The organism is Pseudomonas sp. SIMBA_041, assembly GCF_046535095.1.
Lineage (GTDB): Bacteria > Pseudomonadota > Gammaproteobacteria > Pseudomonadales > Pseudomonadaceae > Aquipseudomonas > Aquipseudomonas mucoides.
Genome location: NZ_JAWRXJ010000640.1, coordinates 1 through 252 on the forward strand (window position 1 = coordinate 1; position 252 = coordinate 252).

Here is a 252-nt window from a genome sequence, read left to right on the forward strand (position 1 = left end):
TTGTCCTTCCAGAAATAGTGGTGTGCCAGTGCAGCCGCAGCGTGCAACCCGATGACAAAATATCCCAGATTCGCCAGCGTTTCATGCCACGACTTTAAGCTATCTACCCGTTCGAAATTGGCCTCTGAAGCGTAAGGCATCGTCAAACCAAACGCAAACCACGGGTTGCCCCGGTTATACATCATCACCAAACCAATCACTGGCAGCGCAATAAACAGGAGATAAATCACCAAATGTCCCAAATGCGCCAGT

The 252-nt window shown here is 49.6% G+C and carries 1 protein-coding gene; it reads right to left on the minus strand.

Annotated elements, in window-relative coordinates:
* On the minus strand, positions 1-252 hold a 252-nt coding region (locus tag SB725_RS32675), incomplete at both ends, for a cytochrome b/b6 domain-containing protein (protein WP_410923635.1).